The 23,669-nt window shown below is 40.7% G+C and carries 22 protein-coding genes; 1 reads left to right on the top strand and 21 read right to left on the bottom strand.

Annotation, left to right across the window (positions count from 1 at the left end; genetic code table 11):
• Nucleotides 1-53: 53 nt before the first annotated feature.
• Together ggt and J7E38_RS09595 are read right to left on the bottom strand one after the other, a co-directional pair.
• Nucleotides 54-1,823: a gamma-glutamyltransferase gene (gene ggt / locus J7E38_RS09600; protein WP_214705529.1), complete on the bottom strand. Its 1,770-nt coding sequence runs from the start codon at nt 1,821-1,823 to the stop codon at nt 54-56.
• Between the two features lie 246 nt (nt 1,824-2,069).
• Complete coding sequence (locus J7E38_RS09595; protein WP_214705528.1) at nt 2,070-2,342, bottom strand: hypothetical protein; 273 nt, start codon at nt 2,340-2,342, stop codon at nt 2,070-2,072.
• A 152-nt stretch (nt 2,343-2,494) separates the two neighbouring features.
• Between J7E38_RS09595 and J7E38_RS09590 the strand changes: the two genes are divergently transcribed.
• Nucleotides 2,495-2,845: a DUF2200 domain-containing protein gene (locus tag J7E38_RS09590; RefSeq protein ID WP_214705527.1), complete on the top strand. Its 351-nt coding sequence runs from the start codon at nt 2,495-2,497 to the stop codon at nt 2,843-2,845.
• A 452-nt stretch (nt 2,846-3,297) separates the two neighbouring features.
• On the opposite strand, the gene J7E38_RS09585 is transcribed toward J7E38_RS09590, so the two are convergent.
• The 19 genes from J7E38_RS09585 to J7E38_RS09495 form a co-directional block, all read right to left on the bottom strand.
• Entirely contained in the window at nt 3,298-3,723 is a 426-nt protein-coding gene (locus J7E38_RS09585) for a hypothetical protein (RefSeq protein WP_214705526.1), read from the bottom strand.
• A 108-nt stretch (nt 3,724-3,831) separates the two neighbouring features.
• Nucleotides 3,832-5,079, bottom strand: a complete 1,248-nt coding sequence (locus tag J7E38_RS09580; protein ID WP_214705525.1) for an MFS transporter — start codon at nt 5,077-5,079, stop codon at nt 3,832-3,834.
• Between the two features lie 116 nt (nt 5,080-5,195).
• Nucleotides 5,196-6,407: a CaiB/BaiF CoA transferase family protein gene (locus J7E38_RS09575; protein WP_214705524.1), complete on the bottom strand. Its 1,212-nt coding sequence runs from the start codon at nt 6,405-6,407 to the stop codon at nt 5,196-5,198.
• A 277-nt stretch (nt 6,408-6,684) separates the two neighbouring features.
• The gene (locus J7E38_RS09570) at nt 6,685-7,899 is read right to left on the bottom strand and encodes a CaiB/BaiF CoA transferase family protein (RefSeq protein WP_214705523.1); all 1,215 of its coding nucleotides are present in this window, start codon (nt 7,897-7,899) and stop codon (nt 6,685-6,687) included.
• Nucleotides 7,900-7,962: 63 nt separating this feature from the next.
• Nucleotides 7,963-9,132, bottom strand: coding sequence for an acyl-CoA dehydrogenase family protein (locus J7E38_RS09565; protein ID WP_214705522.1), 1,170 nt, complete (start codon nt 9,130-9,132; stop codon nt 7,963-7,965).
• Nucleotides 9,133-9,177: 45 nt separating this feature from the next.
• Nucleotides 9,178-9,978, bottom strand: a complete 801-nt coding sequence (locus tag J7E38_RS09560; RefSeq protein ID WP_214705521.1) for an enoyl-CoA hydratase/isomerase family protein — start codon at nt 9,976-9,978, stop codon at nt 9,178-9,180.
• A gap of 34 nt (nt 9,979-10,012) precedes the next feature.
• Nucleotides 10,013-10,933, bottom strand: coding sequence for a hydroxymethylglutaryl-CoA lyase (locus J7E38_RS09555; RefSeq protein ID WP_214705520.1), 921 nt, complete (start codon nt 10,931-10,933; stop codon nt 10,013-10,015).
• Between the two features lie 373 nt (nt 10,934-11,306).
• Nucleotides 11,307-11,696 carry a VOC family protein gene (locus J7E38_RS09550; RefSeq protein WP_214705519.1) on the bottom strand — a complete coding sequence of 130 codons (390 nt, stop codon included), beginning with the start codon at nt 11,694-11,696 and terminating at the stop codon, nt 11,307-11,309.
• Nucleotides 11,697-11,764: 68 nt separating this feature from the next.
• Nucleotides 11,765-12,331, bottom strand: coding sequence for a Fe-S-containing hydro-lyase (locus tag J7E38_RS09545; RefSeq protein WP_214705518.1), 567 nt, complete (start codon nt 12,329-12,331; stop codon nt 11,765-11,767).
• A gap of 11 nt (nt 12,332-12,342) precedes the next feature.
• Nucleotides 12,343-13,188 (bottom strand): fumarate hydratase, encoded by an 846-nt coding sequence (locus J7E38_RS09540; protein WP_214705517.1) that lies wholly within the window; start codon nt 13,186-13,188, stop codon nt 12,343-12,345.
• A complete protein-coding gene (locus tag J7E38_RS09535) occupies nt 13,157-14,746 on the bottom strand; it encodes an FAD-dependent oxidoreductase (RefSeq protein ID WP_214705516.1) in 1,590 nt (529 codons plus the stop codon). Before J7E38_RS09535 ends, J7E38_RS09540 begins: the two co-directional genes overlap by 32 nt.
• Nucleotides 14,747-14,967: 221 nt before the next feature.
• Complete coding sequence (locus tag J7E38_RS09530) at nt 14,968-16,329, bottom strand: MmgE/PrpD family protein (protein WP_214705515.1); 1,362 nt, start codon at nt 16,327-16,329, stop codon at nt 14,968-14,970.
• Nucleotides 16,326-17,243: a succinate--CoA ligase subunit alpha gene (locus tag J7E38_RS09525; protein WP_214705514.1), complete on the bottom strand. Its 918-nt coding sequence runs from the start codon at nt 17,241-17,243 to the stop codon at nt 16,326-16,328. Before J7E38_RS09525 ends, J7E38_RS09530 begins: the two co-directional genes overlap by 4 nt.
• Nucleotides 17,244-18,443, bottom strand: coding sequence for an ATP-grasp domain-containing protein (locus J7E38_RS09520; RefSeq protein WP_214705513.1), 1,200 nt, complete (start codon nt 18,441-18,443; stop codon nt 17,244-17,246).
• Nucleotides 18,444-18,495: 52 nt separating this feature from the next.
• Nucleotides 18,496-19,158, bottom strand: coding sequence for a GntR family transcriptional regulator (locus J7E38_RS09515; protein WP_214705512.1), 663 nt, complete (start codon nt 19,156-19,158; stop codon nt 18,496-18,498).
• 87 nt (nt 19,159-19,245) lie between these two features.
• A complete protein-coding gene (locus J7E38_RS09510) occupies nt 19,246-20,766 on the bottom strand; it encodes an SLC13 family permease (RefSeq protein WP_483297167.1) in 1,521 nt (506 codons plus the stop codon).
• On the bottom strand, nt 20,733-22,085 hold the full coding sequence (locus J7E38_RS09505) for an MmgE/PrpD family protein (protein ID WP_214705510.1): 1,353 nt from the start codon (nt 22,083-22,085) through the stop codon (nt 20,733-20,735). Before J7E38_RS09505 ends, J7E38_RS09510 begins: the two co-directional genes overlap by 34 nt.
• 20 nt (nt 22,086-22,105) lie before the next feature.
• Entirely contained in the window at nt 22,106-22,966 is an 861-nt protein-coding gene (locus J7E38_RS09500; protein ID WP_214705509.1) for an HpcH/HpaI aldolase/citrate lyase family protein, read from the bottom strand.
• A gap of 47 nt (nt 22,967-23,013) precedes the next feature.
• Nucleotides 23,014-23,658, bottom strand: a complete 645-nt coding sequence (locus J7E38_RS09495; protein ID WP_214705508.1) for a GntR family transcriptional regulator — start codon at nt 23,656-23,658, stop codon at nt 23,014-23,016.
• Nucleotides 23,659-23,669 lie beyond the last annotated feature (11 nt).

Raw genomic sequence — 23,669 nt, 5'->3', positions numbered from 1 at the left:
AGCCTATAAAGGCAGAAAAAAGGAGCGGAAAACCCCGCTCCTTCCTTTCATGCTTATTTTCGGTTTCCTTTAAGATTGACTCCAATTGCTGCGCCATTTCTGCTTGAGTCTGCCACACCTTTAAACGTACCGTTTTCACGGTCGATCAAGATGCTTTGGACATTGCCAATTGTCGTCGGACTAGAACCAAATTTATGGCCCATCGCATTCAGTTCGTTTATGGTATCAGTGCTGATACCTTCTTCAAATCGGTACGAATTCAGATTGTTGGTGTAGATTCTAGGCTGTTCGACTGCTTCCTTCAGCTCCATATCATACTCGATGGCGTGGAGGATGGTTTGCAGCACGGAGGTAATTATCGTCGGTCCTCCCGGAGAGCCCACCGTCAGGACTGGTTCGTCGTTTTCAAAAACTATCGTTGGTGTCATGCTGCTTAATGGACGTTTGTTTGGCTGAACTTCATTGGCGCCACCAGGGACTGCATCAAAGTCGGTCAATTCATTGTTCAGCATGAAACCATAACCAGGCACCATGATGCCCGTTCCAAACACTTGTTCAATCGTTGTTGTGTAGGAGACAACATTCCCCCATTTATCCGCTACAGTAAAATGGGTGGTTTCTCCATACTGTCTGTCATTTGGCTGGCTTGTCTGTGAATAGTTGGCTTCTGAATTCTCATATTTCCACGGATCACCGGCTGTTGGATTCTGATTGACAGAATCAACATTGATCAACTCCTGGCGTTCCTTGATGTAATCAGGGTGTAGCAATCCATTCACTGGAACATTGACGAATTCAGGATCTCCTGCGTATGCCGCGCGGTCAGCGTAAGCAAGATGCATGGCTTCAGCTAGAAGATGATATTTTTCTGTCGAGTTGACATCATACTGGGACAGGTTGAAGCCGTCCAATGTTTTCAGCATTTGAAGGAGGAAGACACCTCCTGAGCTTGGTGGAGGCATGCTGGCAATTTCGTAGCCCTTATAGTCTCCCCAAACAGGCTCATCAACCGTTACATCATACTTTGCCAGATCCTCAGGAGTCATCGAACCTCCGAAATCCTGGACTACACCGGCTAACGCCTCTGCGATCTCTCCTTTATACAGTGCATCCGTTCCTTTTGAACGAATCAGCTTGAACGTTTTAGCCAGGTCATCCTGAACAAGGACATCTCCCTCTTTCAGCGGCTTTCCGTCTGGCAAGAAAACCTTACCTGCTGCTGATCTTGATAACTTTTCCTGATTATCAGCAATCGCTTCTGCCAGGACCGAATCAATCGGGAATCCTTTGTCAGCCAGCTTGACGGCAGGCCCAATCAGCTGTTGGAGCGGACGAGTTCCCCACATATCAAGCGCTGTTTCAAGACCTTTCAGTGTCCCTGGCACTCCGACTGCAGTTCCACCGGTCGAGCGTTCCCCAAAAGGAATCGGGTTCCCATTTTCGTCGAGGAACATGTCTGGAGTCGCGCCTTCAGGAGCCCGCTCCCGGCTGTTCACGATGGTGGTTTCCTTTGTTTTACCATCATAAACCATCATGAAACCGCCGCCGCCGATTCCGGACATCATCGGTTCTACTACGTTTAAGGCAAACTGAATCGCAACCGAAGCATCAATCGCGTTCCCGCCTTTTCGAAGTACCTCAGCACCAATCTCTGATGCAAGCGGGTGGGCAGTCGCAACCATGCCATCCTTTCCAACATCGACCTGACTGTACTGGTCATAATTGAACTGAGGTTTTTTAGCTAATCCAGTCGCAGGCATTGTACCGGCCAGCAATAACACACTGAGCAAAGCAAACAGCCCGGTACGTATTAATTTTTTCATATGATTCCCTCCTGTTCCAATTTGTTTACAATATAATGTTAGGGGAACGAAAGGATTAATAGCAAATATTTAACCGAATTTTCTTAATTTTAAATCAATATTACTAGTTGCTTTTGTTAAAGGGGTAATTAAGGCATAGAGATGGTTAGGACAAAAGGATGAGGGTTTCTGATCGCTAATCAAGTTAGCATTTAAAATTCACGACAAAAACTAGGAATTCACTTGGTACAAATTTTTTAGTTGCCCCTACCTTCTTCTCCCTCTCCAAACACCGAGCTGATAGATACTAACTGAATAGAACAGGATAATAGAAATGGAGATAATGCCCTTCTTATGGCTGCTCCAGATTCCAAGAATCGTTTTCAGAAGATCTCCCCTGAGATACAAAAAATAGATGTATACCACAAACATTGATAGTGTCAGAAAGAATACAAAGCGAAGTAATCGTAAGAAAGTGATTTCACTGAAGAAAGATTTTTTGTATTTTTTCCCCTTCCTGGTAAGCTCAGTCTCAGCCATCAACCCACCCCACTTTTCCGTTTTACAAAACTATATGCTTTTACTATTCTTCCCCTTGAGCCATTTTCCTTTGAACTGTGATAAAAAAGCACGTTTGAACCGCTATATCTTTCATATTATAATGAAGAAAAACAGACTAGGGAGAACATGCCATGAGCAAACACAAGATCTATACAATGAGTGTCGCTAGTGTCTATCCTCATTATGTGAATAAGGCGGAGAGAAAGGGACGTACAAAAACAGAAGTAGATGAAATCATTCGTTGGATGACCGGGTATAGCCAGGAAGAATTTGAAGAACAGCTTGAAAAACAGACAGACTTTGAAACCTTCTTTGAAGAAGCTCCGAAACTCAATCCTTCAAGAACTTTGATCAAAGGTGTCATCTGCGGTGTCCGAGTGGAAGAAATCGAAGAACCGACCATGAGGGAAATTCGCTATCTGGACAAGCTGATCGATGAATTGGCGAAGGGAAAAGCGATGGAGAAAATTTTGCGGAAATGATATCAAGACACATTGACTTAATTAGAAAAGGTCGGTGTGTTTTTTAATCTTTTTAGCAGAGTATAACAAAATCTCTCCTGCTGATGAGTTATCAGTATTTCACTCAGGATTCGTTTTTTTTATGATTGATCATAGTTTGTGCCTCAACTCTAATAATCTCTATGTAATGACGCTTTTTAAAAGGTTTTGTTTGTTTATGTATTCGTCTAATGCTTCCCTTTGACGTAACTTTTTGATTAGGAACATTTACCGTTACCGTCAAGTAAACTTTCCCGTTGTGCTTTACCAATCCAGTTACTTTCCCTTTTTCCGAATCAACAATATATTCGGGTAGAATCCTTAGTGGTGCAAACTCTGTCCAGCCTCCGCCCTTTGGCTGTTTTTAAACAGCCTAAATATTATATCTCGGTAAAATTCTTTGATAATATTCATTCACATTTCCATCCTTCTGTCTAAATCCTCAAATTTCCAATCCTTTTAAAACCATCTCTTAAGCCTGCAAACCACTTACTTTTCAATGCCTCATCCACGCACCAGAAGATGAAAGCAGAAACCGCAGCAGTAAAAACTAAGAAGCCGTTATTCCTTAAAGCGGTTAGCCAGCTTCCGTATTCAGTATCAAAGATGAAAGTGGGGATGGCAATGAACAATACACCCAGGAAAACGTGGAGTACCCCTGCAGCTGCCATTCTTTTTACCCCAACTGTTCTCCTTAAAATAAAATCCGATAAAAACGAAGAAGGAATTCCATAGAGGATGGTTATTGGCAGGATGTACATCCCAATAAACAGCCCCGCCGCAAATTCTTCAAGGACAGAGAATAAGATGATCATCATCAGTGTAGCTCCCAATGCAGTTATTAATTTCCTAATGAACATTCCTGCTCCCCCTTTTGAAAAAAATCATTGCTGCAATTTCAATTCTTTTTCAGAACATACTTTGTTAAAAGATCGCCAAGATTAAAACGTTTAACCCCCTTCTCCTCATTATGAATTCGATAGACCTGAAACGGGATGGCTTTGTTTTTTCAGAGTAAAGAGTAATATTAAAACTACCATCATCAAGCCGCTAATAAATAACCAGCCATACACATAGCTGCCGCTTCTGTCGATAAGATAACCGAATAAAGGCGGCATGATCACTACTCCGGCAGAACCAAATAAAATAGTAAATCCACTAGATATTCCAGCCAGTTCTTTAGGAACAAGTTCAGAGGCCAAGTTCATCCAGATTCCATTGAACCCTGAGATTGCAAATCCAAATAAAGAGATAATCGGAGCAAGCATTATAAAAGGAGTTTGTACCGGTAAAACGGTCACGATTATACTGCAGAAGGCTGTTATTATAGCTATTATAATTAAAATAATCGTCCGTTTTCCATTAAAAATTCTGTCACTTATGATTCCCCAAGCAACCCTTCCAGCTGAACCGCTTAACTCAGAAATCAATAGCAGCATACCTGACATGACTATTGAATATTTAAAATGCTCATGTGCGAATAGAACCAGATATGTGGTTAAGGTCATCTGTGAGCCATTCAGCCCTGTGGCGCTAAGACTTACAAGAAGAAGCCCTTTATGCCGGAATAACTGAATGAGTGATTTGAATTGATTTCCAATTGAACCCTTTCCCGTCGGTGCTGCTTCCAAAGAGTCCCGATAACCTTTAAAAGCTAAGATTCCGACTATTAAAAGAAGCAAGCAGGCAAAAAAGAGGACTGGCCTCCAGCCATACGCTACAGAAGCAGGCAAAAGCAAGAGACTCGCTAAAGCAGCACCTGCTGTGATTCCAGTTTGTTTGATTCCCATTGCAGTTCCCCGCTGCTTTAGCGAAAACCAGTATATAATCCCTCTATTCGTCACTGGATGCATGGCTCCATATCCCAGCCCGCCAATAACGATCAATACAATGACTACTGCAAATTGAGAGACCATTGTAATCAATAAGAAGCTAAACCCAGTACAGATAGAAATAATTAATAACAACTTTCTGGAACCAATTCGGTCCACTATAAAGCCTGCCGGAATTGAACTGATGGACTGCCCAAGAAATAACGCAGATGGGAGAAGACCGATTTGTGCTTTTGAAAGGGATAGGTCGATCCCGATTAAAACTCCAAGTGGACCGAGGCTTCTGCCGATAAATGCAACCATAATTTGAGCGGCAAGAAGCCATAATAGCATTCTCCAATGCTCTGCTACTCCAACGGACTTATGTTTTAATAACTGATTCAATTAAATCATCTCTTTTTATATAATTCTATTATAGAATGGAAGGTTTTTCAGTTATCTTTTGAAACGGAGTACCGCACTGCTTTTAATTAAAAGTCACTCTCAAATATTTATATCGATTAGATTACATTACGCTCACGCAGCTCATTTATTTTTACTTCATCATAGTTAAGCAGTCCGCTATAAACCTCTTCGTTGTGTTTACCCATTGTTTCAGCTCCGACTGTCTTTACCTTTCCTGGTGTCCTGCTTAACTTAGGGACAACCCCAGGCATCGGGAATTCACCCAGTTGCGGGTGATCCATTTTAATAATCATTTCACGTTCTTGATAATGTGGATCTTCAACGATATCTTTTGCGGAATAAATAAGTGCTGAAGGGACACCTTTCTCATCCAACCTTTTTAATGCCTCTTTTGCAGTTAGGCTTTTCGTCCACTCCTCAATCAGCAAATCGAGAACTTTCATGTTTTCTCCTCGTGCATTGTGTGTCACAAATCTCGAATCTAAAGCAAGATCCGGCTGATCCATTGCTTCACATAACCTTTGGAAAACACCGTCCGCATTTGCACCGATGACTATATACGTTTTATCGCCAGTAAAATAAATATTGGAAGGTGCAATTCCAGGAAGGATATTTCCCATACGTTCTCTTATGTAACCTGCTAACATGTAATCTGGAATTAAACTTTCCATTATAGAAAATACGGATTCATATAAAGCTGTATCTACTATCTGTCCTTTACCAGACCTGTCTCTTTCATGGAGTGCTACGAGACAGCCAATTGTCGCAAATAAAGCAGTCAATGTGTCACCAATGGAAACTCCAACTCTTGAGGGCGGCCTATCATCAAATCCTGTAACATAGCGCAGTCCACCTATAGCTTCTCCAACACTGCCAAAACCTGCCCTGTTCTTGTATGGACCAGTCTGGCCGAAACCTGAGGTACGAACCATAATTAATTTAGGGTTTATTTCTGATAAAATTTCATATGATAGATTCCATTTCTCCATCGTACCAGGTCTGAAGTTTTCAATTAGAATGTCCGTCTTTTTAACTAATTCCTTTAAAATTTCCTGGCCTTCTTCGACTCTAAGATTAAGTGTAATGGATTTCTTGTTCCTTGATTGAATGGGCCACCAAAGACCGACACCATCTTTAGACTTCCCCCAATTCCTCATTGGGTCCGATTTCCCTGGCGGTTCAACCTTAATTACTTCCGCTCCAAAATCACCTAGAAGTCTTCCTGAAAAAGGACCAGCTAAAAGTGTCCCCAGCTCGATCACTCGTATATCTGAAAGTGGTAAAGACGTATTTTGCTCTTCTGTCAATTTATTCCCTCCAAACTCAAAATATTAAAAATTCAGACATTTTAAATAAAGCTTATAATTTACCAAACGATTATTCAATAAATTTCTAGGATCTCAAAAGTGCTTTACGATATGCCCAAAGGAACATCTGCTAAAAAATGCTTATTTACAAATACCAAAATTGCTTTAGTAGTATCATAGCGGCTAATATGAAAGCTTTTTTACAGCTGCTTAGAATACCCATAATTAAAATCCATAAAAGAAAAATCTCCTTGGCACTCAGGAGATTTTTTTCGGATTAACGAGTTTCTGCTTTCTGCCCATCGTTTTGAATGGTACCTTGGGCTAAAAGCTCTTCAATTTTAGAATTGTCATAACCGAGTTTAGATAAAATATTTTTCGTATTCTCCCCTAGTTTTGGAGGGGCTTGTTTTATCTCTGCAGGTGAAACACTTAATTCAAATGGAAGCCGTGGGAGCTTGAAGTCTTTAATTTCTGAATGTGAGACACTTTTCCACATATTTACGGCTTCTGCTTGCTCATCTTGTACCACTTCTGAGATTTTCTTTACTTTTGAACTTGGAACCCCTGCCTCAGCCAATAACGATACCCATTCATCTGCCTTTTTTGCTTGTAGAATATTTTCGATCGCAACTCTTAAATTTTCCCGGTGTTCTACCCTTTTCGGGTTAGTCTCAAAGCGGGCGTCTGTTACCCATTCTTCTTTTCCTAGAACCTGGCATAAGCGTTTAAATAATGAGTTATTGGATATACCAATCATAACCGGGGCATCACTGGCAAAAAATGCTCCATAAGGGGCAAAAGCAGTATGACCAGCACCGTTTTTCTTTGGTTCCTGTCCTGTTGCAAGCCAGGAGAGCATATGATATCCGACCCAAAAAACGCCAGTTTCATAGAGAGAAGTGGTGACTAATTGCCCCTCTCCTGTTCTTTCTTTATGGTAAAGTGCCGAGATGATTCCTATCGCACCCCACATGGCACTGCCTTGATCAAGAACGGATATCGGCACCCTGGCAATTTCTGAACCCTCCGCTCCATTTATCCCTATAATTCCTGCATCGGCTTGAGCAATTGCATCATAGCCGGATCTTTCACGCAATGGTCCCTCTTGCCCATAGGCCGATAAGGAACAATAGACAATGGCAGGATTGATTTGTTTTAACTTCTCATAACCCAGCCCCATTTTTTTCGCCTTATTGTAACGGAAGTTCTCCACAAACACATCTGCTTGTTCTACTAAGTCATATATAATTTTTCGTCCTTCTTCTTGCTTTAAATCAATAACGATTGAATTTTTATTACGGTTAATATGAAGGAAATATACTCCTTCCCCTTTCCAAAATGGACCCATTCCTCTTGAATCGTCCCCAATATCCGGCCTTTCAACCTTGATAATATTTGCGCCTAAATCTGCAAGAATCATAGTCAGGCTTGGTCCAGAAATATTTGTTGTTATATCCACCACAGTAATTCCGCTTAATGGTCCTGCCATCTTTGGTTGTATCCTCCTTATTTAAAAGAGGACCAATTTCACATGGTCCTCTTTGTTTTATTTTTAGAATGAACGCGGTAAACCCAGAACATGCTGTCCAACGTAGCTTACAACCAGGTTATTGGTAATAGGCGCTACAATAAACAACCTCGCTTCTCTAAATTTACGCTCGATATTATATTCCTTCGCAAAGCCATATCCTCCATAAGTATCCATGGCTGCATTCGCTGCACGCCAGGTGGCCTCAGAAGCAAGATATTTCGCCATATTCGCTTCTGCTCCGCAATCTGCACCATTGTCAAACATTTCAGCTGCTTTGTCTCTCATTAATTTTGCTGCTTGAATATCCATATAAGATCTGGAGATTGGGAATTGCACTCCCTGATTTTGACCAATAGGCCGATTAAAAACAACACGTTCGTTGGCATATTGAACAGACTTATCAATGAAGTACATACCGTCGCCAATTGATTCAGAGGCAATCAAGATCCGTTCAGCATTCATACCACCCAATACATATCTAAAACCTTTGCCTTCTTCTCCAATCAGGTTTTCTGCCGGAATTTCTGCTCCTTCAAAGAAAACTTCTGTTGTTGCATGATTAATCATTGTATCGATTGGACGAATATCAATCTTGTCTGCCTGCTCTTTCATATCTAGAATAAATAAACTTAAACCATCTGTTTTCTTTTGCACTTGATCTTTTGGAGTCGTTCTTGCAAGCAGCATCATTAGATCTGAATGCTCTGCACGTGAAGTCCAGATTTTCTGGCCATGAACTATATACTTATCGCCTTTACGCTCGGCAAATGTCTGGATGCTCGTTGTGTCGCTTCCGGCTGTTGGTTCAGTTATGCCAAAGGCCTGCAATCGAAGCTCACCGCTTGCGATCTTTGGCAAGAACCTTTGCTTTTGCTCTTCATTTCCATGACGAAGCAATGCACCCATCGTATACATTTGAGCATGGCAGGCTCCGGCATTTCCACCCGAACGGTTAATCTCTTCTAAAATAATTCCCGCTTCTACCATTCCAAGACCCGCTCCGCCATACTCTTCCGGGATTAAAACCGAAAGCCAGCCCTCTTCTGTTAAAGCCTTAACAAACGCAGTAGGGTAGGCATCTCTTTCATCAGTGTCTCTCCAATATTCCTCAGGAAAGCGCTCACATAACGCTCGGACGCTTTTTCTGATCATTTCATGCTCTGTATTTTCCATTGTTTTTGTATTAGCCATTCCCACTACCTCCATAATTAAAATAATAATAGGTGAGTTCTAATTTTACTTCCCTTTCCATTCAGGAGAGCGTTTTTCATTGAAAGCATAAATGCCTTCCAACCTGTCTTCAGAATTAGCACACTTATAGTAGGCCTCCAGTTCAATGACAAGTCCCGTTGCCAGGTCTGTCTCCGTTCCTTTATTAACAGCTCTCTTTAAAGATTTTAATGATAGCGGTGCATTTGCCGCGATGGTTTCTGCGAGTTTAACAGTTTCCTCCAAAAGGGCTTCTGATGAGAACACATGGTTGATCAATGCGAATTGCTTGCCTTCTTCTGCTGTAATGCGTTTCCCGGTGAAAAGCATTTCTTTTGCCAGCCCTATAGGCAAAATGCGGGATAGAAGCTGTGTACCTCCAATCCCAGGGATCAATCCCAACTTCGCTTCAGGAAGCCCCAATGCTGCATGTGGAGCTGCCGTTCGAATATCACAGCTTAAGGCAATTTCCAAACCTCCTCCAAGAGCATAGCCATTTACAGCTCCTATTACTGGATAAGGGAATTCACGAATTTTTTCGGTTACTTGTTCGAAATAATCATGCTGCCTTTTCCAATCCTTTTGCGACATTCCATTTCGTTCTTTTAAATCCGCTCCTACGCAAAAACTCTTCGTTCCTGTACCCGTTAAAATGAGAACCCTTACATTTTCATCATATTTTAATTCTTCAAGTGCCTCGATTATTTCCAAAGCCATTTTAGTGTTTAAGGCGTTCATCGATTCAGGGCGGTTCAAGGTTAAAAAGGTTATGCCCTTATGCTGCTCTGCCTTTTCCACTTTTATAGTTTCATAGGTTTTCAGTAACATCCAACTCATCCCTTCATTATAAGTAGTACAAGAGTTAACTTTGTACCGGGTATAATCTTGAACTTTTTCCTGCTTTTGCGACCTGTCCCGGCAAATCATGTCCCAGTATTTCTTTCATTTTATTTGATGCATCAATCAACTTATCAAGGTCGATCGTTGTTTTTACTCCCATTTCCTCAAGCATGTGAACTACATCTTCCGTACAAACATTACCCGTTGCTCCAGGAGCGAATGGACAGCCGCCAATTCCGCCTAAAGATGCATCATATATCTTAATGCCTGCTTCCAATCCTGCAATGATGTTTGAAAGACCCATGCCTCTTGTATTGTGGAAATGGCAGCCGAATTCAAAATTCCGCCACTCGTCAATCACTGCTTTTGTTAAATTGTAAACTTGCTTTGGATTGGCCATTCCGGTTGTATCTGCGAGTGTAATTCTTTTGATGTTATGTAAGAGGAGAGAATCCAGGATATTCATGATGCGCTTTTCAGAAACAGTTCCCTCAAAGGGACAACCAAACGAAGTACCAACGGTAACATTTAAAGTAATATTATGTGCCGAAGCAAATTGCGATAAAACCTTAAATTTATTTAGTGATTCTTCAGTTGTCTGCCGAACATTCTGTTGATTGTGGGTATCGCTTGCCGAAATAACATAATTTACAGATTTCACTCCATTTTCTTCAGCGATCTCAAGACCCTTTAAATTAGGGATTAGCGCAACTAGTTTCATATCATCATATTGCTTAATATGTGAATAAAACTCTGCCGTGTTTGCCATCTGTGGTACAAGCCTTGGATGGACGAAGGAACCAAATTCAACTTCAGCAACATTTGCCTCCCTCAATAAAGAAAAAATCTCCATTTTCTCCTGAACTGTTAAAACCTTTCCCTCTAACTGAAGACCATCTCTAAGACCAACTTCATAAATTGTCACATCTTCAACCAGCTTCATAGCCTTTATTCCCCCAGTTATTTCTTGGAATAATCCTTCGCTTTATAAATAGGATACTGTATCCAATCTACAATTTCAATAATTATTATGAATATTCTAATACTTTTTAACATTATAAATATTCACCTGAAAATATAAGCCATTTACTTATGCTTGTTCATTTTAAAATTGAGTTATTTAAATAACTGTAGGTTGCAAATCTTGTATTCTTTTTCAAACCGCTCTTAATTTCACCATAATCCACAAAAACAGACCGAATATTAGCTATTCGATCCCATTAGTTCTACATCTTTGTACTACCCCATACTTCTGGAACTTCCTTATGTTATAGTACTGAATGAGTGATCGACCCCGATCCTATCTTTTTCATAAATTATTGAGATTTATTATAGTTTGATATTTCAATAAGGTTTCCGTCAGGGTCTTTAATATAAATTGATGTGATTTCTCCAATCGCACCTGTCCTTTTTACAGGACCCTCTTCAATTGCAATATTGCAATTCTTAAAATGTGCCTCCACTTTAATTAGTTCCATATTGGTAATGAAACATAAATCGGCAGAACCAGGGACTGGTTTACTGGCCTTTGGTTCAAACTCTTTTCCTTTTTCGTGCAGATTGATCTTCTGACTTCCAAACTTAAGGGCTTTTCTGTTTTCTCCAAAGGTGATTACCTGCATTCCTAATACTTTATGATAAAAATCGCAAGTTTTTTTTATATCTTCTACTGTTAGAACGAGATGATCCAGCGCCTCTATTTTCATTAATTTCCTCCTCAATCTTTGAAACAAAAACAGAACCCCGGAAGCATTTCATTATTCGGGAATTTGAACTACTGTTTAGTATTCTGTTCGTTAAATTGCTGTTTCCCCAATTGATACCAGTCGGTTCCATTACTATCAATAATGACCACCGCAGGGAAATCCTCTACAGATAATTTATAGATTGCTTCGGGTCCCAAATCCTCATATGCAAGGACTTCCATCATCTTGATGGAGCGGGCAATTAATGCACCAGAACCGCCTATGGCAGCAAAATATACCGCTTTATTTTTCATCATACTTTCGATGACAGCCTCGCTGCGATAACCTTTTCCTATCATCCCTTTAAGGCCGCGGTCAAGCAATGATGGGGTATACTTATCCATTCTTCCACTTGTAGTAGGTCCTGCTGATCCAATGATCTGTCCTGGCTTGGGAGGGGTGGGCCCTACATAATAGATGGTTTGCCCCTTAATATCAAAGGGGAGCTCCTCACCTCTTTCCAGGGCTTCTGACATTCTTTTATGTGCTGCATCTCTCGCGGTATAAATGGTGCCGCTGATTAATACACGCTCTCCTGCTTTTAAATTCAACAAGGTGTTCTCATCTATCGGACTAGTAACCTTTAAAGCTGACAAATTCTTTCCTCCTACAGCCTGACTTCTTTATGTCTGCTTGCATGGCAGTTCAAATTTACAGCGACTGGCAAGGCAGCAATATGGCATGGCTCGATTTCAATTTTCACATCAAGCGCTGTAGTATTTCCTCCCATACCCTGAGGACCTATGCCGAGTTTATTGATTTCTTCCATTAATTCATTTTCTAATTGAGCAAGCTCTGGTCGTTCACTGCGGTGTCCAATAGGTCTGAATAATGATTTTTTTGCAAGGTATGCACATCTTTCAAAATTCCCTCCAATCCCAACCCCTACCACTAGAGGTGGGCATGCGTTGGGCCCTGCTTTTGCAACTGTATCAAGGATATACTTTTTAATACCTTCGAGACCGTCTGCAGGTTTTAGCATTTTTAGACTGCTCATATTTTCACTGCCTCCGCCTTTCGCAGACATATGAATAATGATTTGATCGCCAGGGACGAGTTCAATATGGATAATGGACGGTGTGTTATAGCCTTTGCTTTTTTCTCGGGTAATAGGATGATCTACGATTGAATGCCTTAAATAGCCCTCCTCATATCCTTTTTTAACTCCCTCATTTATGGCATCGTATATGCTTCCTCCAGTTATATGGCAATCCTGGCCAAGTTCTACGATAAATACAGATACTCCAGTATCCTGGCACATGGGAACTCTTTCACTTTTTGCGATATCTGCGTTAAGAATCAACTGTTCGAGGATATCTTTTCCTGTTTCTGAAGTTTCATTTTTTAAGGCTGATTGAAAAGCCTCTACTACATCCTTGCCTAAATCAAAATTGGCTTCCTGGCATATTTGTGCGACCCGTTCAACAATTTCTTGATAATGAATTGTTTTCATGTAACTTCCCTTCCCCTCTTAAAAGCGTTTCAACTTTAGAAGCAGCAGGAGTAAATTCGATAATTGAATTGTAAATTCGATTTTTGCCTACCCATTCTTTTTTTTCACCCTTAATATCCTGAAGCTTATGTGCTCCACGGCTCTCTTTCCTGGATGAAGCAGCAAAAGCAGAAGCCCATGCGGATCTAACTTTGTCACGTAATTGGAGGGCCTGAATGCTGTTTTCATTCTCCAAACTAAGTGCGATATTATTTAATTCATCTGCAGTTTCCTTTAAGGACTGAGAGCTTCTTTCAATTCCAACTTTATTCCACATAATTTCTTTAACCTTCTTGAGTGTTTGAGTTCCGTCTGCAGTTGACGGAGTACTTAATATAGCTTCTACACCGAAATCCTTTAAGTCTGCCTTAAAGTCCATCGATTTTTCTTGTACTGCCATTTTACCTGCACGATGTCCAAACACTAGCGATTCAGTTAAAGACCCGCCACCTAAACGGTTTGCCCCATGAAGCCCACCTGTTACTTCTCCACATGCATATAGTCCGGAAACATTAGTCCTTCCCCATTCGTCCGTTTGGATTCCACCCATACAATAATGCTGTACAGGACTCATAACCCATTCTCCTGTATATCCTTTTTCAAACAGGCGATACAAATGTGGACTGTCATGCTTGAGCACATTCTCATCCACAAGGGAGAAATCAAGCAGGACCTTCTGTTCTTGAAACATTGCGTAACTAAGAATATCCCGTGTTTCGAGTTCCTTTTTAGGGAACTTCTCCATAAAACGTTCATTTCTATCGTTTGTTAAAAAGGCGCCTTTTCCAAAAACCTTTGTCATTACATCGATATTTGCCGGCTGTTGTAAACGGTATGGATAAAACTGTACAAACTCCATATCAACAAGAATAGCTCCATGTCTCCATGCCATGCCGATCCCTTCTCCAGAAACATCCCTTGGATTATCAGAAGATTGATAGAGTCCTCCAAAACCGCCGGTCGCCAATATAACAGCAGGTGAATACATCACTTGAAACTCTTTGCCTTTTTGAACAAGCACACCTTTTACTTCATTATTATGTTTTAACAGGTCGACAACAGCAGTTTGTTCATGAAAAAAAATTCCTGATTCAATGGCATAATCACGCAGTGGCTTTGTAATATTTTTTCCGATCCCATTTCCTGCATATACACGTCTTGGAAAGGAATGGCCTGGAGTAATAATTACTTGTTCCCTTTCAAGGCGAATACCAAATTTGCTTTCTAATTCGTTCACTCTTACAGTACATTCTTCAGCTAATACTCTTGCTAATCTTTTGTCTGATAAATGCCTTCCTCCTTCTATTATGTCGTTGAAAAACAGCTCCGGGGAATCACCGGGCGAAAAAATCGCCGAATGGACACTGTCCGAAATAACCGATGATCCCCCAAATCCTGCTTTCCCTTTTGTAACGAGAGCCACAGCAGCGCCTTGTTCTTTTGCAGAAATGGCAGCTGCCAATGCTGCTTGCCCGCCACCTATTACGATAACGTCATAATTGTATTGGTCTTTAATCATTTTTTAAATCAGCTCCATAATGCAAAAAGATTTGCGTCTTTATTCGCTCAGAAATCGCAGCTGTAAAGGGATTTTTCTTTAGAGAGACTTCTAAACGATTTTGAGAACTGCCGCAATAGGCTGCTATCCCTTCCTCAACATTGATAAAAAGGTATAGCGGATTAAGCCTTCTAGAGAATGAAGTATGGGAAGAACAAGTTTTCTAGATGAAAGAGGTATCACTATATTTGTTTGTACGACTCTTCGCCCAATCCCAATGAAATCCATTCGGAAACATCAATTTCCTCTAACCGTAGTACAGCCTGGACTTGTTCGTCTGGATCCCATACCTTTCCTTTGGTCATGGTCTTAAATTTTTGAATCAGCTCTTCCTTATCTGCTGGCTTTTCTGGATCACCTTTTGGATAATCTGTCGCTTCACTGAATGTTCTGCCATCGTGCATTGTTATGATTACTTTTGCTCCCCATTTTTCTGGATAAGCTGTATCATAATATGGGTCATTTGAGACACTGACTTTTTCCATCAGTCTCCTAATCTCTGGGTCTTGTAAAATTTCTTGATTATAATCAGTCAATGATGCGGAACCTTTAATAGCAATCATAGCCGCGCAAAATTGGCTGCTAAATTTGGAGGCATAAACTGTCTTGGGGTTAGGATTATCAGTAATGTTAAGAACTGTTTGATAGGTCTGGATTGATATATTTTGTATTTCTTCATGGCTGAGGCTGTTGGTCTTCATGATGGTTTGGACACAATCCATTGCTGGATGCGTGTGCCGGCATGAAGCATGGATTTTGAAGTTATTTTCCATAATTTTAAATTCCTGGCCAAGATTCCGAGTAATTTTTTCTATATCATATTTTTTAGACATAGCATTGAAAAAACCTCTCCTGCCTTCCAAAATTCTGGAGGCAGAGGTAAAATCTTTTTTTGCAAGCAAGGCGGCAAGAGCCCCATTATAAGCTGCTTTAGCCGTATGAAGCTGTTTTGTGTTAGCCCCATCCTCAATAAATTCCCATAACCCTGCTGCTTGAGTACCTGCGTTTCCGAGTGCATACATGGTCTGCTCAACATTCAGGTTAAGGAGCTTTGCCACTGCGGCTGCAGATCCGAAAGTACCGCATGTTGCTGTGTTATGCCAGTAATAATAGTGGGAAGGAGATACAGCTTCTCCGATTCTGTAAGCAATCTCATATCCCACAGCAATGGCTGTAATTAAGTCTTTTCCGCTTAAATTATCCGCTTCCGCTGCTGCAACAGCTGCGGGGATTACTACGGTGCCTGCATGTATAATTGAAGCTTTATGAATATCATCAAGTTCTACTATATGACTTGCGGCTGCGTTAACTAAGCAAGCATTTCCGATGGAAGACTTCCCTCCTGTAATAAGGGTCGCTTGTTCATTCCCTCCCCACTCCTGGACCAATTCCAATATGGATTGAATCGGTTTTTCGTCTTTTCCAGCGAGTGCGGAGCCGAACCAATCCAAAATGCATAGCTTGGTAAATTCGATCACTTCATCAGACAAATCCTCATATTTTACTTTTGTTGTATACTCGGCCAATTTTTTCGATAATATCATTTCGTCTCACCTACTTTTGAACGTAATACAGTTTGCAGAACATTGATGATATCATCATACTTCTCAACCACATGGGCTCCCGACTCTTTAAGTGCTTCCATCTTTAATGACGGACGTCCTGTATTTCCTGAAATCATTGCACCCGCATGGCCAAAGACTGTCCCTTCCGGCATAGATTCTGTAAACTTGCCAGCAACAAAAGAGATGAGCGGCTTTGTAAAACCACCATCTTTTACTAATTGAGCGGCATCTTCTTCAAATGTTGTACCAGGTTCCGAAAATGTTACCACTGCTTCTGTTTCCTCATCTTTCTCAAAAAGAAGAAGAAGATCTTTAATATTTGATCCTATTAAACTATCGCCGCCAATACCAACACTTGTTGTAACTCCAAAACCTGCTCTTTTAACCATCCAGGAGGTTTCTGCTGACATCCCTCCGCTCCTTGAAATGACACCAACGTTTCCGGGGACAAAACATCTCTCAGGGCGGTCACCGCCAATCGAGCCCATTTTAATCCGATCCTTTGGATTAATCATGCCAACAGTATTAGGACCGATAATCGTTACATTTTCTTTGCGTGCCGCATAAAGCAGCTTTATGGCATCATGTTGCGGAATGTTTTCTGTTGTGACGACAATCAGCTTAATGCCATTTGAAATCGCTTCCAAAACGGCGTCCAAAGCAAAAGCAGGAGGGACAACAACCAGGGATGCGTTAATACCATGTTTTTTTACGGCTTCACTCACCGTATCGTATACAGGAACCCCCTGCACATTCTGGCCGCCTTTACCCGGGGTAATCCCTGCAAAGATCTTAGTTCCATAGGCCAATGTATGACTGACAATCATGGAAGCCTCCCTGCCTGTAATTCCCTGGACAGCCATTCTGGTGTTTTGATTGATTAGAATTGACATTTAGGATACCCCTTTCATCTTTTTAATCATCTCGGCTGCCGCTTCTTCAATCGTCAAATCCTCACCGAAGTAGGTAATACCTGCTTCCTCGAAAATTCTCTTTCCTTCCTCATCATTGACTCCTGCTTCCCTTACAACGATTGGGAATGTTTTAGGGTCCACGCCCAGTTCCTGAATGGCTTTAACAATACCCCTTGCCATAACATCTATTTGCGTATTATTGGTGATGTTATGGGCTACGAACAGTCCCTTTACTCCTTTTTTGGAGAGAATTCCTTTTGTTAACCCCGCTACTTTTTCTTCAGGAGGGTTTCCTCCTGTTTCCGTATAATTGGCCGGCGCAGCACCTAATTGAACAAGAGCATCAAAACTAAGAAGGCTGCCTCCTCCCCCTCCGCACATAAACCCGATTTCACCGCCATCCATTTCGGTATAGCGTGCTGTCCCACGATAGTCAGCGTCATTTACTTTTACCATTTCTTTCTCCAGCTTGGTTAAGGGCCTCCAGGAACGTTCACTGCCAGATTCCACTTTACCTCCAAGCTCCGGCTGCCGATAAAGTGCTGAATCATCAACCCCCATAACAGAAGCAGCTGCTACAATGTTTTCATCCTTTGTGAGAACAAGAGGATTAACCTCCAATATATAGCAGTCGTATTTAAAGAAAATAGTATATAGATTGCAGAGAATCGCTGTTGCTTTAACCAATGGCTTTCCAGTTACTCCAAGCTTGCTCCAAATTTCTTTTGACTGGTAGGGCTGTAGCTCAGTAAATGGTTCAACATGATAAATAACTACCTTTTCAGGAGAATTTCTCACCAACTCTTCTACTTCAATTCCGCCTTCAGTTGTCGCAATAATGACAGGCATTTGTTTTTGAGGATCAATTGTAATGGATACATACCACTCCTCATCGATATCTACCTTTTCTTCAATGAGCACTTTTTCTACGGGGAAATTTCTAACTGTCATCTGGAGAATTTCATTCGCTTTTCTCTGTGCCTCTTCTACCGTCTCTGCAAACTTTATCGCTCCAGCCTTCCCTCTCTTCCCTACTGGAACAAGTGCTTTCAAAACACAAGGCTTGTTCAAATGTTGTTTCGTAATTTCTTCACTGTTCGTAATTACTGAATGCCAAGGTACAGGAATTCCATTTTCTTTTAGTATTGTTTTACTGGCATCTTCTAGCATTCTGCCCATTATTCAAACCCTCCTTTTTGGATATTGGATACAATTAATAAAAAAAAGGGAACTACTTCCCTTCATTCTTTAGGCTTTCTATCAACTTTTCTCCAGTACGGTAGATATGTTCTGAAATTAATTTAGCTGCCGTTTCATTGTCTTTATTTATTACAGCTTCTAAAATTTTTCTATGCTCTGAATTTGAAGTTTCAATTTGTCCAGTTAAAAGGTGCGGTGTTTGTTGCGGAAGGCCATTCCACAAGGTACCAATAAATGAATTGAGCCGCTCCCATTTGCACCTTTTTACCAGCAACCGGTGAAAATCAATGTTATATTGAACAAAAGTGTCTGCGTCATTAGCATTTTCCATTTCACTTACAAGGAAAGAAAGCTGTTCGATATCTTCTTCAGTTAAAAGATTAACACTTTGATGTACAGCCATTTTTTCCAGTTCTGATCTCAGGGCATAAATTTCCTTAATATCCTCAATGCTGATTGATTTTACAACTGCGCCTTTATGAGGCTCCATTATAATAAGCCCTTCTGATTCAAGTTTTCTAAAGGCTTCTCTTATCGGCATTCGGCTGACGCCCATTTTTTCTGCAAGATCGGACTGTTTTAACCTTTCTCCCGGCTTAAAATCGCCTCTGATTATAGCTTCCCTAATGACATTGCAAACTTTTAAGTGGAGTGTATCTCTATTTTCTATTCGCAAATCCAGATTCATAGACATAAATCAATACCTTTCCTCATCCTATTTTAGGTTTAGGATACCGGATCCAAATTTTATTGTCTACACTTTTCTGACCTTTTTGTATTATTATAATAAACCAATCCAATTCCACCAGGTTACAGCAGTTAGAATAGTAACGATCATCATGATAAAGGTCATATAAATTCCGGGTATGATAAATTCTTTTTGCTGGATTTGCCCTGTACTATGAACGATGATATTGGATGTTGCCTCAACAACCAGGATGTACCCGTGCAGACATGCAAGTGAAGCTGTAATAGAAATCAATATTGGGTCCGCTCCAGCTTTTGCAGAAAGACCTATAAAAATAGGAATGAGTGTTACGACAGCTGTAGATACATTAGCAACAGCTAAATGCAAAATTTGAGTGATGATTAATATAGAAATCACGGCACTAATTGGCGAACGAAGCAAGTCAATGATCCACTCAGAACTCAGGCTAGCTCCTACCAGATCAGCTGCACCTGAATGATTGAATGCATAACCCAGCGATAACGTAACACCCATAATCAGAATCGTATCAAAATTTATTTTCACCATATTCTCCCACTTTGAACATCCTACACCCGGAAAAGCCATTAAAACAACACCGATTATTGTAGGGATGCTTGGGTGAAGCCCATGTAAAGGTTCAGTGAACCAAAGGCAAACGATCAAAATTAATATTGCTATACACTTTTTTTCATCTGCATTGACGGGTCCCAACTCTTGTAGCTCTTTGTCCATTTCTTCTTTTAAATGAGAGAATTCTTCATTTTCTTTTGGCAAGGGAAACGCTTTGATTAATACAAACCACGCTGCTGGTATTAAAAGAATCCATATAGGAAACGAATACATAAACCATTGTAAATATGTAATCTGGATACCGAGAAATTGCTTTAATAACTCCACGGTTAAAATATTCCCAATGGCAGCGGTCATAACCACTGTTCCGCTGATTGTACCGCCAAATGCAACACCAAGCAGTATCATTTTACGCAGGTTTCCATCTTTTTTTACGCCTATATGCTCCAGGGCCATTAACGCAACAGGCAAGATAAGTGTTGATCTTACAGCAACAGCAGGAATAAAAAACGCCTGAAGCTGCGGAATGATCAAAATACTTGCCAATAAACCTTTGGCATTGCCGGCCCTTTTTGCCAAAATTAAGTAGGCCAGCCTTTTAGCAAGAGGAGTATCATTGACTCCCCTTGCAAGCATCATTCCGCCTATTATAAGAAAAATCGCCGGAGAAGAGAATCCGCTAAATATAATGTCCATGTCAACGATTTTGAATAATAGCATTAAGACAAGCAGCAGCATAGCGGTAACCCCGATTGGCAGGGGTTCAAACGTCCAGTAAAAAACACTTAAAACTAATAGCGCAAGCATAATTTTTGCCGAGCCGCTGCTTCCTGGAAGTACTGCATATACAGAAAAAGAAAGAAGAACACCCAATAACAATGTTACGGTTTTCGATGAATCAATTGAAACTGCCTTAAACCCTTTTGCCCAGATATTGGTCTTTTCCTTTGTGTTGGGGAAGCTCAATATACCCTCCTTCTTTCCTATGCTTAGATACGGGTGGCTGATTCGACAGGTCTGCACAACTGAAAGAATGTGTCCAAATCTTCAAGTTCGTCAAATCGGTAAACCATATCAATTAGTAAATCCTGAGTTTCTTCGCTAATGATCTCTCCAGTTACATCCTTAAACTTTTCAATTAATTGCTTGTCTGTCATAGGCAGATCCATACTGCCGATTGCATGCTCAACAAAGTGGCTTAATTCTCTGCCATCCTTTAGCTTCACCGTTAAATGAACCTGATCTTCTTTGATCCGATCATCAACTGTTAAATTAATTTTAGACCTTAAATCCTTAACTTCCGGTTTATTAACGAATTCATCCGTAAACTCATTTACTCCAGCTTTTAAGTTAAAGAATCCTGCTGCTACACAGTGGAATACACTGAATTTGCCTTCAAGCCCTGTAGTAAAGTCTGTTTTTCCGGTCAGTTCCTTAACAAGCGGGTGGCCGGAAATGTGTATTTCTTCGACATCATCAGCCTTTAAGCTATGGGTTTTCTGAATCGTGATAATAGCATCAATTGCTGGATGAGTTACAATGCCGCTTGCAAATGGTTTATAACTGTTTTTCTCGATTTCCCATTTTTCTCCCCAATTATCAGTCAAGATCTCAAGTTTGTTTTCCTCTGATAAGACCTGGATAAATCCTCGTTCGGCTTCCAATGCTTTTTTTGAGCTTGTAAATCCTTCTCCAGCAATGAGTGCTGCAAGCATTCCATTCATTGCGGCTTTACCCGGATGGTATGGCTTTGTCATCGTGCCAAACATTTCCCTCAATCCAGTCGGGTCTGTTGCCGCAATTCCAATAGCAAATGAAGTTCTTTCTTCATCTAGATCTAATAGCTTACTTAAAGCAGAAGCTGCTCCTATTCCTCCAACACTCCCTGTAATATGCCAGCCCCTCCAGTAATGGGACGGATAAACAGCGAGGGCAAGCCTTGCCTGAACTTCACAACCGATGATAAATGCTTCTAAAACATCTTTTCCTGTTTTTTTCTGATGTTCACTAAAAGCTAGTACAGCAGGAAATACAGGCGAAGATGGATGAAGGACCGTTTCAAGTAACGTATCATCAAAATCATATATATGGGATGACATCCCATTTAGTAATGCTGCGAAAAGCATATCAGTTTTTTCTTTTCGGCCAAGAATGGTTGCCTGAGGACTGCTTTCCATTAATTTAGAAACATTCAATACTTTGTCCATAGATTCGTGGTTGGCTGCACCAATAGCAACCCCAAGCCAGTTTAATAGACTTCTTTTTGCCTCGTAAACAGCATTTTTGCTGATTTGTTCGTAACTTGTACTTTTGATTTTTACAGCCAATTGTTCTGTTGCCATCTTCTTAAATCTCTCCTCTTCTATAATGCTGAATACTGTAAAAGGCTTTTGGCTTTTTTATATACTGGGTAATCAACTAGTTTATTGCGAACGGAGATGGAGGCGCTGCCATTTTGCTCTGCCGTCTCAAAGGCAGTGACGATCTCCCTGGCTTCTTCAAGTTCTTTTTCTCCTGGAGTGAAAACATTGTGAATTACATTTAATTGTTTTGGATGGATGGCCAGCTTCGCTTTAAATCCTGAAATTCTTGCTCGAACTGCTTCCCTGTTTAAACCCTCTTCGTTTGCAAGATCCGGATATACTGCATCTACCGGACTTCCGATCCCTGCTGCCCTTGAGGCATTTACAATCTGGGACCTTGCAAAGTAAAGCTCCTCACCGCCATCTGTCAATTCACAATCAACATCAAGTGAATAATCAATAGATCCAAATACAAGTCTTTTGATTAAGTGGTGAGAGTTAGCAATTTCATAAGCAAAATGAACACCTCGTGCTGTTTCAATTAAAGGCAATACTTCAAATTGCAGATTAGATTTCCCCGTTCTTTCTAACTCTTCCAGGATTAATTGGCATATCACTTTCATATTCGCTGCGCTTTCAGCTTTTGGGACAATAATTCCCTTGGCTCCCGATACAACGGAGCTAACTGCATCTTTTCTCCAATACTCTGTTGTAAAATCATTGATTCGAATATAGACATCTTTGTCAGCTGGATGGTTTAATAAATAGTTTTTAGCCCGCTCTCTTGCAATCTCTTTTTCATTAATTGCCACAGCATCTTCCAAATCAAATATGATACTGTCTGCATTGCTTGATACAGCTTTCTCCAACATTCTTTCTGATGTAGCTGGAACAAATAAGTACGAACGTTTTGGCGGCATTTTTTCTCCTCCATGGATATTGGATCCGATTATATTGAAGGAATTGCCTACTCAATTACTTGAGTAAGCGCATTTCCTGCCCTCATGATGTGATTTTCTACAAGCTGCCTCAACATGATCGGATCCTTTAATTCTAATGCTTGAAGCATTCTTTTATGCTCTTCGTTTGAAACAATCATTGTTTTTGGTATTAGACTTGGAACATGAGCCGGGTATCCTTCGATAAACTCTTTTGTCAGCAGTTTTATCTTTTTCCAATTGCAACCCTTTTGGAGCAACAGATGAAACTGGTGGTTATGACTGATAAAAGAATCCTGATCATTGTTTTCAATATCATGATCCATTTTTTCAACCAAAAGGCTCAGTTCTGTTCTGTCTTTTTTAGTAAGAAAATTCATCGACTTTTGAACAGTTATGCCTTCCAGCAGAGCTCTCAAATAATACAGTTCTTCTATATCTTCCCTTCTGAAGCCGATTACCTGGGCTCCTTTATGGGGAAGAAACGCTACCAGTCCTTCTCTTTCCAGGCAACGCAATGCTTCTCTAACCGGCATCCTGCTCACTCCAAACCTTGATGCCAGTTCATCCTGAATCAGTCTTTCACCAGGCTTATACACCTGTGTGAAAATTGATTCTCTTATCATATCTGTCACTTTTTCTTGTAATGTATGAAAATTTTTCACTTGATTCATAGAAAACTCCT

The organism is Bacillus sp. ISL-35 (assembly GCF_018613355.1).
Lineage (GTDB): Bacteria > Bacillota > Bacilli > Bacillales > Cytobacillaceae > Mesobacillus.
This window is presented reverse-complemented; position numbering and strand designations above follow the sequence as displayed.

Coding starts and splice junctions, on each gene's coding strand:
- J7E38_RS09515 (WP_214705512.1), bottom strand. CDS start 19,158: ATGTCTATGAATCTGGATTTGCGAATAGAAAATAGAGATACACTCCAC.
- J7E38_RS09595 (WP_214705528.1), bottom strand. CDS start 2,342: ATGGCTGAGACTGAGCTTACCAGGAAGGGGAAAAAATACAAAAAATCT.
- J7E38_RS09555 (WP_214705520.1), bottom strand. CDS start 10,933: ATGAAGCTGGTTGAAGATGTGACAATTTATGAAGTTGGTCTTAGAGAT.
- J7E38_RS09565 (WP_214705522.1), bottom strand. CDS start 9,132: ATGGCTAATACAAAAACAATGGAAAATACAGAGCATGAAATGATCAGA.
- J7E38_RS09495 (WP_214705508.1), bottom strand. CDS start 23,658: ATGAATCAAGTGAAAAATTTTCATACATTACAAGAAAAAGTGACAGAT.
- J7E38_RS09550 (WP_214705519.1), bottom strand. CDS start 11,696: ATGAAAATAGAGGCGCTGGATCATCTCGTTCTAACAGTAGAAGATATA.
- J7E38_RS09505 (WP_214705510.1), bottom strand. CDS start 22,085: ATGGCAACAGAACAATTGGCTGTAAAAATCAAAAGTACAAGTTACGAA.
- J7E38_RS09540 (WP_214705517.1), bottom strand. CDS start 13,188: ATGAAAACAATTCATTATCAAGAAATTGTTGAACGGGTCGCACAAATA.
- J7E38_RS09535 (WP_214705516.1), bottom strand. CDS start 14,746: ATGATTAAAGACCAATACAATTATGACGTTATCGTAATAGGTGGCGGG.
- J7E38_RS09585 (WP_214705526.1), bottom strand. CDS start 3,723: ATGTTCATTAGGAAATTAATAACTGCATTGGGAGCTACACTGATGATG.
- J7E38_RS09570 (WP_214705523.1), bottom strand. CDS start 7,899: ATGGCAGGACCATTAAGCGGAATTACTGTGGTGGATATAACAACAAAT.
- J7E38_RS09560 (WP_214705521.1), bottom strand. CDS start 9,978: ATGTTACTGAAAACCTATGAAACTATAAAAGTGGAAAAGGCAGAGCAG.
- J7E38_RS09520 (WP_214705513.1), bottom strand. CDS start 18,443: ATGGGCAGAATGCTAGAAGATGCCAGTAAAACAATACTAAAAGAAAAT.
- ggt (WP_214705529.1), bottom strand. CDS start 1,823: ATGAAAAAATTAATACGTACCGGGCTGTTTGCTTTGCTCAGTGTGTTA.
- J7E38_RS09530 (WP_214705515.1), bottom strand. CDS start 16,329: ATGATATTATCGAAAAAATTGGCCGAGTATACAACAAAAGTAAAATAT.
- J7E38_RS09590 (WP_214705527.1), top strand. CDS start 2,495: ATGAGCAAACACAAGATCTATACAATGAGTGTCGCTAGTGTCTATCCT.
- J7E38_RS09500 (WP_214705509.1), bottom strand. CDS start 22,966: ATGCCGCCAAAACGTTCGTACTTATTTGTTCCAGCTACATCAGAAAGA.
- J7E38_RS09525 (WP_214705514.1), bottom strand. CDS start 17,243: ATGTCAATTCTAATCAATCAAAACACCAGAATGGCTGTCCAGGGAATT.